The sequence below is a fragment of the Cytophagia bacterium CHB2 genome, assembly GCA_030263535.1.
Lineage (GTDB): Bacteria > Zhuqueibacterota > Zhuqueibacteria > Zhuqueibacterales > Zhuqueibacteraceae > Coneutiohabitans.
Map to the genome: position 1 here is coordinate 1 of SZPB01000308.1, position 7,742 is coordinate 7,742.

Annotated in this window: 10 protein-coding genes; 1 reads left to right on the top strand and 9 read right to left on the bottom strand. The window is 53.4% G+C overall.

All coding sequences use genetic code 11. The features are described from left to right. Positions 1 to 450: 450 nt before the first annotated feature. The 9 genes from cas2 to FBQ85_22970 all read right to left on the bottom strand — a co-directional run bounded on the left by cas2 (position 451) and on the right by FBQ85_22970 (position 7,385). Entirely contained in the window at positions 451 to 726 is a 276-nt protein-coding gene (gene cas2 / locus FBQ85_22930; GenBank protein MDL1877998.1) for a CRISPR-associated endonuclease Cas2, read from the bottom strand. Between the two features lie 106 nt (positions 727 to 832). After that, on the bottom strand, positions 833 to 1,393 hold the full coding sequence (gene cas1, locus FBQ85_22935) for a CRISPR-associated endonuclease Cas1 (GenBank protein ID MDL1877999.1): 561 nt from the start codon (positions 1,391 to 1,393) through the stop codon (positions 833 to 835). Further along, positions 1,384 to 1,872, bottom strand: a complete 489-nt coding sequence (locus tag FBQ85_22940; protein ID MDL1878000.1) for a hypothetical protein — start codon at positions 1,870 to 1,872, stop codon at positions 1,384 to 1,386. Before FBQ85_22940 ends, cas1 begins: the two co-directional genes overlap by 10 nt. Before the next feature lie 38 nt (positions 1,873 to 1,910). Continuing rightward, entirely contained in the window at positions 1,911 to 2,291 is a 381-nt protein-coding gene (locus tag FBQ85_22945) for a hypothetical protein (GenBank protein MDL1878001.1), read from the bottom strand. A 50-nt stretch (positions 2,292 to 2,341) separates the two neighbouring features. After that, positions 2,342 to 3,325: a hypothetical protein gene (locus tag FBQ85_22950; protein MDL1878002.1), complete on the bottom strand. Its 984-nt coding sequence runs from the start codon at positions 3,323 to 3,325 to the stop codon at positions 2,342 to 2,344. Positions 3,326 to 3,388: 63 nt separating this feature from the next. Further along, entirely contained in the window at positions 3,389 to 4,918 is a 1,530-nt protein-coding gene (locus FBQ85_22955) for a hypothetical protein (protein MDL1878003.1), read from the bottom strand. Beyond that, positions 4,915 to 5,472 carry a hypothetical protein gene (locus FBQ85_22960; protein MDL1878004.1) on the bottom strand — a complete coding sequence of 186 codons (558 nt, stop codon included), beginning with the start codon at positions 5,470 to 5,472 and terminating at the stop codon, positions 4,915 to 4,917. Before FBQ85_22960 ends, FBQ85_22955 begins: the two co-directional genes overlap by 4 nt. Beyond that, a complete protein-coding gene (locus tag FBQ85_22965) occupies positions 5,462 to 6,487 on the bottom strand; it encodes a CRISPR-associated RAMP protein (GenBank protein MDL1878005.1) in 1,026 nt (341 codons plus the stop codon). The genes FBQ85_22960 and FBQ85_22965 overlap by 11 nt, the downstream gene beginning before the upstream one ends. Beyond that, a complete protein-coding gene (locus FBQ85_22970; protein MDL1878006.1) occupies positions 6,426 to 7,385 on the bottom strand; it encodes a CRISPR-associated RAMP protein in 960 nt (319 codons plus the stop codon). The genes FBQ85_22965 and FBQ85_22970 overlap by 62 nt, the downstream gene beginning before the upstream one ends. 75 nt (positions 7,386 to 7,460) lie before the next feature. Here FBQ85_22970 and FBQ85_22975 point away from each other — a divergent pair. Further along, positions 7,461 to 7,742, top strand: a 282-nt coding sequence (locus FBQ85_22975) for a hypothetical protein (GenBank protein ID MDL1878007.1), incomplete at its 3' end; no start/stop codon positions are given.

Here is a 7,742-nt window from a genome sequence, read left to right on the forward strand (position 1 = left end):
CAATCCCCACGAATCATTTCGGATTGCGGATTGATGATTGTGGATTCAGCGCGGCTTTCTCGCATAGGCTTTTCAATCCGCATTCCGAATTCCACAATCTACAATCGAATAATCCCACAATACAGATTAGGTCAATTCCAATAGAATATGTACCCGAACACCGACGTGCTCATCGCAACAGGTCTCAATCCCACAATACAGATTAGGTCAATTCCAATAGCCACCGTTGCAGGTGATTGTTTTTTATAAACCTGCAAATCAAAAACGGGTAATCCTGAATTTCTTGCCGCTTATTGAACCGCAAATTTATCACCTCCTGACATTCATAGTTATATAAGTTATTGTTTTTATTTTATAATCAGCGACAAAATTCTATATGGCGGAAATTAGCCAATCTCCATGCAAGAGTTGGTGTGAAAACGTTACCCTGAAATGAGGAGTGCTGCTATTTTAGAGAACGATTATGTCCGGGTCTTTGGTGACTTCACCGCTGCCCCAGATTTTCACGCCTTTAACGCAGCCGTCACACAAACGATAAAGACGAATGCTATCGTCGCTATCGAGCCGTACCTGAGCGAGTTTTTGGTGCAGCTTGGTCAGCTCGGCTTCGGTGATCTCCGCTTCAAACACCGAACGCTGCACGCGCTTGCCAAAGTCTTTCAAGGTGCGCGCCAGGCGGAAGCGGACTTTGTCGTCGGTGATGTCGTAAGAAATGAGCACGAACATGGGAACGGTTGACGGTTTACGGTCGACAGTCAACGGTCGGCAGTCGACCGTTGGCTGTCGATGGTTTGCAAAATAATGAAGCGGCGGCAAAAGTCAAGTGTTGTTTTCACCAGGGCGGGTCACCGGTTTCGGCGGCAGCGGCTTCTGGTGCGCTGAGATCGAAGGGTTGATAGCCGCCCTTTTCTTGAATGGCTTTTGCCAGTTTATAGGCCTGGTTTTTGAAATGGCGGCGAAAATGGCCGACGCTGGCGCCGGGCGGCGAGCCGTGATAGTCGCCAAGATAGCGTTCATAGCCGCGAAAGAACTTTTTCTGGCCTTCACGATTGAGGTGAATGCCGCCGGCAGCGACATTTTGAAAATCGGCGGCGGCAAAGACGTTTTGATTGAAAAGGTGCAGGGCCAGGCGGTCAACCAGGCTATGGCGGAATTCTTCGAGCAGATCGAGAGCCAAGCTGGGCCGGCCGTATTCGGCGACGTGGTAGAAGCCGGCGTAGGGATCGAAGCCGATGCCGTCGAGCAGGGATTGCAGCTCGTTGGCGACGATGGATTGCAGATTGCGGATTGATGATTGCGCATTCAGCTTAACTCGTGGGAAAAAGAAGTTGTCAAAGAACAGGGAAATCCAGGGTTTAGGCGCACCTCCTGCGGCGGCGATAATCAATAATATACGGTTTCGTGGGTGATGGTGCCAATGCGGCGATAGACTCCGCTAAAATGATGGTGCACAATGACCTCAGGACCGTTGCGCAACAACGCGCCGGCGAATGCGCCCATGACCACTGGAAGATTGGTGAAAAAATAGATGCGGGTGGCGCCATGCTCGCGGATTTTCTTGACTTGATCTTTCATTTTGTGGACGTAGGCCATCCATTCTTGCTCCTGGTCGCTAAAACTGCCTTCGTGATGCAGCTTGAATTTGGGCAGGAGTTGGCGGCCATCTCGCATGAGTTGGGCGTTGACGGCTTCGGTGATGTCTTCGCGGGCGGAGAAGATGAGCACGACTTCGCGGTCGCCGCGTTCGGTTTGAAAGGCGCGCAGTTGCTGGCGCAAACGGCTAATCTTGCGCCGCGCCCAGAGCCAGGTGACGGCGGCGGCAAGGAGGGCCCAGAAGAAGTTGGAAACGACCCCCTTGAAAATATCGTCCATGAGATTTACTCCAAAGTAGTGAGGGCTTCGGCTTACTTTCAACGCCGCTTGCGAGCTTGCTCGCGAATTTCGTTGAGATTGATAATTTCTGCCGCTTCGAATTGCGGCGGCAGGCTGTCTTTGACGGGCCGCAGCCGCACGCAGGGCGGGAAATATCCCATGCGGCCGTGCAGCTCGGCCAGCAAGGCAACCGCGATGAAGTTGAACGAGGGCGGGTTGAGCAGGATCGGCTCGTTTTGCCATTGCTGGGGGGTAAGGCCGATGCAGTCCACCAGCGTGGCGATTTGATCGGGATAAGGCTGGGCGGCATCGAAGTGAACGCTTATGTTTTTGACTGCGCCAATTTTTTTCCCGCTCAACGCTTCGATTTGTTGCAATTGTTCTGCGGTGAGCGGGTGGGAGAGGTTGAGGAGGGTCATGATTGCCATTCCTGTCTAAAAACGGATGATAGTCGAAAATTTTTGCTTTATCAAAGCTCGTCAACTGTGCCAAACCACGGCCACTTTTTGGCCTCTGCCACCAAGTCGATTTCACGCTTTAGGAGTTTTGATTCAAGCGTGATCGCGTTTTCCAAATGTTCCAATTCATTGAGAAAATCCAGGCCTCGCAGATTGATAGAATTGAGATCCTTGTTGCGATCAAACTCCGTATAACCCAGGCCATGAAGCTTGAGCATGTAGTTTTTTCTAAACTGTTCGAGATTAAGGTGCAAAAACAACCCCCGGCCACGAAGCCGATCGAAAAGGTTTTGCGTTGTTATGGTTTCGATCTCGGCAGGCAATTCCATGAGGATTTCATAGAAGCTCGCCGTGTCGATATGGGTCTTGAGAAAAGGAAAAGCACTAAAATAGCCGTCTTTGTTTGGCTGGATTTTAATGGCCCCCGGAACTTCTATTTCTTTCTGAAACTCTTTTCGCTGGGCGATAAGATAGTTCTTGATGGAAAGGCCAGTCAGGCGCGCCATGGAGAGCAAGGCAAAGCCAATCGAGTTTGAACCGCCGGTGAGGTTGCACCAGATTTCTTTGCCTTGTTTGCCGGGCGGGCTGAAGCGATACGCGACCTTGACGATTTTGTCGAAACAGTCCTGGAAATCATCGATTTCCACTTGGCACCAGAAGATTTTACGGCCGGCATCTGCGTCTGCCCGTCGCCAAACTTTCTTGAGGACATGCAGCACCTCGTTACGAACCGGGCCAGGATGTTCGTTGCCAGAGTAAGCAAAAGCGGAGAGCCTGTTTTCAATGACTTCCTTGCTCGTAAAAAGAACCAGGGCCTCGATTTTGCCCTTGTCAAGCTCGGCATGGCGAATGCCGCCGCTGCCGTGAAAAAACTTGACCACTTCTGCCGGAGGATCGCCGCCGGCCATCAAGTCCAATGTTTTTTCGATGTAATCGACCGCACAGGTTACCGCGCCGACGGCGCGACCGAGGCCCATAAAATGGTATGTTCCCATGAGCATCCTCCAAACAAAGCATTTGCGACATTCTTCTGCGCGACGGCTTTCTTGATAGAGCGCCTATACTTCCTCTACACGCGTCACTTCACCCTGTCTGTTCACCAAAATGCGGACTTTGATATTGCGATTGACTTGATAGGGTCGGTACAGGTTTTTCTTTTTCACGGCGAACTTTTTGTCCGGCAGGTTTTTGAGCGTGATTTCGAAGCTATCTTGCGCTACAGCGGTGATTTTGACTTCTTCGGTGTCACGATTTTGATAAGGCATTTGCTCCAGCACGGCTTGCTGTTTGCTTTGCCGTTGCGCTTGGCGCAGGAGTTTGTCCGCTTCTTTCTGGGCTTCGGCGGCGGCTTTTAGATCTTCGGGGCGGGGAGTGAAAGGCCCCGATCGTGAAGGTCCTCGCTGCGGTTGCGGTGCTTGCCGAAGCTTGTATTGTCCGGCGTCGTCCGGCACTTCTTCGAGCGGGACGGTGCTGAAGTCTTTGAACCACATGTACGAGGGGTATTGGACTTCGCGCGTCTGCTTTGCATCCCAGGCCCAAATTTCGCGCAGCGCTTGCAGTGAGCTTTGCCAGGCTGAAAAAACCGAATGATACTTTTCACGCTGCTGTTGCAAGGCAGCGGTGAGCGCATCGTTGGTGAGAATTTGACTGCCGGCGTTCAGTTGGTGATAACGCCTTGACAAATCGATGGTGCGCCATTCTTCGATTGTGATCTGCACGCTGCCGAGGCCCAGGCCCTTGCCCATGCCGATTTTGTGGCGGATCGGGTCTTCGAGGGTGAGGGCGAAGATGAGCAGGGCCAGCTCGTCGTCGTTGAGGTTTTCATAATCGGCTTTGAATTCGAATGTGGCGACGGGCAAAAGCGTCTCGACGGTTTTGTTTTGGTCGGATTTGTCACGCGAGGTTTGCAGGCCTTGAGGGCGATGATAATAGAATTTCCTGCCGCGCGCGTCGCGAAAACCGGTTGAGGGCGTGCCGTAAAACGTGCGGTGGCGCGGACCGGGGGCTCCTGCCGGCGCAAGCGTCTGCATTTGAAACTCGGCCGCCTGGCCGTTGAGATGCGCGGAAGAGAAATTGACATAACCGAGATGCACGTTGTTGTGATCGAGAAAGCCGAACATCCGGCATGCCGGGCAAGCCAGGATTTCTCCGCTTTTGCCGCGCCGGTCTTTTCCGGGAGAACGGTCGCGTTCATCCGTCATGCCGCAGGGGGCAAAACCATCGGAGATGGCGTATTCGTGCGGGCGCTTTTGATCCCAAAAAGCAAGGGTATCATGGCTCACCGCTCTGCGTTTGCGATCGCCCGCCAGTACGAGACAGGAGCCGCTCAATGCTTCGGCGATGCTGCGAATGCTGCCCTTGAGCGAGCTGCCGGGGATGATTGGCCTGCCTGCTTCACGAATGAACCGCAATTCTTGATGCTGATTGCTTTCGGCGCGTTCGTGCGGCTCGGCGACGAAAATCTCGGTCAGCGTTTTGATGCGGCATACCAGTGTGCCCGCGTGCAGCGTCTGGCCGAAGCTTTCGTGGGTGCGGACTTTCCGGCGCGGCGCGGCCGGGCCGAGCGGAACGAAATTGTATGGATTCATGATTCCCACCTCATGCTTTTGTAGCGCCAGAAGATCAAACGGCCGTGAGCGTCAAAGTAACGTTTGATCTGCAATTTGGCGTTGGGACTTTTCTCGTTTGGTGAAGTTTTTGGGCGTGTGGCGTCAAGGCACGCGTAGTGCAGTTGCCGCCCGAGGCGGCTGTCGGTTTCCGGCCAAAGGTAGACGCTGTATTCTTCGCGCCCGGCATCGGCGAAGTAGTCTTGTAAAAAGTGATCTGCCGAGGTGAAAGATTTTTTGAGTTCGAAGTCAGCTTGCGGCCACTTCCAATCTTCTTTTTCTGCAGCCAGCACACAACGAAACTTCTCGCCGGTTTTCTCCCATCGCAGCTCGAACGCCTCGGCGAACAACCGGCCTCGCTCCCACTCGGTTAGCTTGATCTCGCCCGCTTGTGGAGCCGGAAAGCTAATGTCCGTGAGGGATTCGAGAATCGCGAAACTCGCGGAGGCGCTTATTGCATCAATCACTTTTTGCAGCTCTTCCGAATGCGCCGGGCCGAGAAACAACGCGATGTCGATTTCGGGTTTATCGGCCATGGCTTCCTCCTCGTTGTTTCTCCAAGCCATCTTTGTACGCCTGGGCGTATTGCACCCAACGGTCGGCCACCGGCTGCCAGGGGAAATTGTCGAAGGTAAACGTCATGCTTTGGCGCAGGGCTGAAAATGGCGAGGGCAGCATTTCGCCCCGCCCGGATTCAACTTGCACGCGATCGTCTTTGACCATGCCATACTGTTCGTATTGCTCGAAAAGCGCGCCCACGCCCATGATGTTGAAATGGCCGTTCTCCGCGATTTTTGGCGCTGTGCCGAGATAATGCAGGGTGATTTTGCCAATGTCGGCAACGACTTTGCCCAAGCCCCGGCTTTTGCCGGAGCCCATGCGCACCAGGCCGTCTTTCATGTCTTGCAGCACGAAGCCGATTAACCCGAGTTGCCACAGCTCGAAGTTTTGGAGGTGCAACGTGGTTTTGAAGATGCCGCCGGTGATGACTTCTAAGTCGAACTTAGCTGAGTGAAAAGAGCCACCAGTAAAACGGTCAATTCCCACATTATCGCGTACCTGGATTTGTGGTGGATCACCTTCAATATAAGCATCTTCGGTCGCAAACCGGCCAAGAAGCCAGGTGTTGCCGAAGAGACGGCAGGCCAGACAGGAGTTTTTGTAAACTTCCGGGGTGGTGGGGTCATTCCCGCGCTTGCTCCGTTTCAGATCATCGAGAACATTGCCGCAGGCGGCCAGCTCGCCTTGGGGGCTGAACGGGTCGCATGCAGCATTTGATTTGATCGTTCGGGCGATGCGCTCGGCGTGTGAGCGGATCGTACCCTTGAGCGAGGAACCGGGTAGATACACTTCCGGATCTGATCGATCTCCGCGGTAGACTTTGACCCATGCCATTTTCACATCACTTACTTGCTCCAAACCGGATTTTATTAGCAGCGCGCCTTCGGGTTTCAGCCGCAATTCAATGGTGCATTCGTTCACGAGTCGTTTAAACATGGCTTGCCTCCTGTTCTGCCCACAAGTTTTTAATGTGCTGTTGAATGAAATCATCCAGCGTGAGCGGCTTCAGCTCGTTTTTCGTCAAGTAGGCTTTGAGTGATTCAATGTTGCGGAAGTCGAGCGCTTCGACTTTGGTGGTTTCACTAGCCAGATGGCAACGGCCCAGCCCGCGCGAGCGAATGCCGCCGAGCGGAACGTTACCTTGCTGCAATTCATGCAAGGCCAACGCCGCCAGTCCCAATGCCATGGCTTCGCCGGATTCAATGGTCATGGAAAAATTGAACACGGTTTGCGGGGGCACGATTTCATAATCATACTTGATGCGATCGACGGCGCGGCCGCTGTCGCGGTCGATGCCGACGCCGTCGCGCACTTGCGTGAGGCCAAGCCAATTCGCTTCGTTGATCGAGGCGTCGTGGAAATAAATCGCCGAGCCGATGAATGGAGCGCCAAAGGCTTTGCAAACTTCGCAAAGATTCTTTTCGAGCACGCCGACCAGCAGTTCCTCGGTAATCGATGCGTTGGTCTTCAAGTGATATGCACCGTTTTTGAGATGCTTTTCGGCTTTTTCTTTCAGTTCCTTGCTCAACGGCTTGCTGATTCCTTCTTCAAGCTCGCGATAAGCCTTTCGCGCGGGATGCTCTTCACGCAACGGCGTAAGGCAGAAAGATGTGACATTGGCTTCACTGCCTGGAGCTTCATCCGAGGCAAATAAACCGCAGGCCGAGACGTTTAAATTCGGCGCGATGCGCTCCACGGCCGCGCGCAATGCGCCTTTGAGCGACGAACCAGGAAGGTAGGGCTTGCCAAAGCCATCGCGCAGAATCGGTGAGTCCGTGCCCTTGGCCGGATTGCGCCCGCCGCCGAGGTGCAGCGCCGTGTCAAGCACGAGGTCGCCGCTCACGCGGTAGCGGGATTTGAGGGCAGTTCTTGAAATTTGTGCAGCCATTTAAAGTCATCCTTTCTTGCTTGCGTTTGAATGTGCCTGATTGCTTTTTTCCAATAGCAGCTTTTCCGCAATCACATGCTGCATAAACTTTTGCAGAAGCTGCTGATGGATTTTGGCGGCTCGTTCCGGTTGACCCGCCCATTTTGGGTCAACTTCGCGCGCTATGATCGCAGCTTCAGACTGAACCGCCTCACAACGAATTTGAAGCGCCAGCCAAAATTCGTGCATTTTCTCTTTGAATTTGCCGGCGCGTTCGGCTTTCATGGCCTGATTTTGGATAAATTTTTTGATGTCGCCGGCATCCTTGACGTTGCGCACGACATTGAGCAAACCATGCAATTGGGCATTGGTAAGATC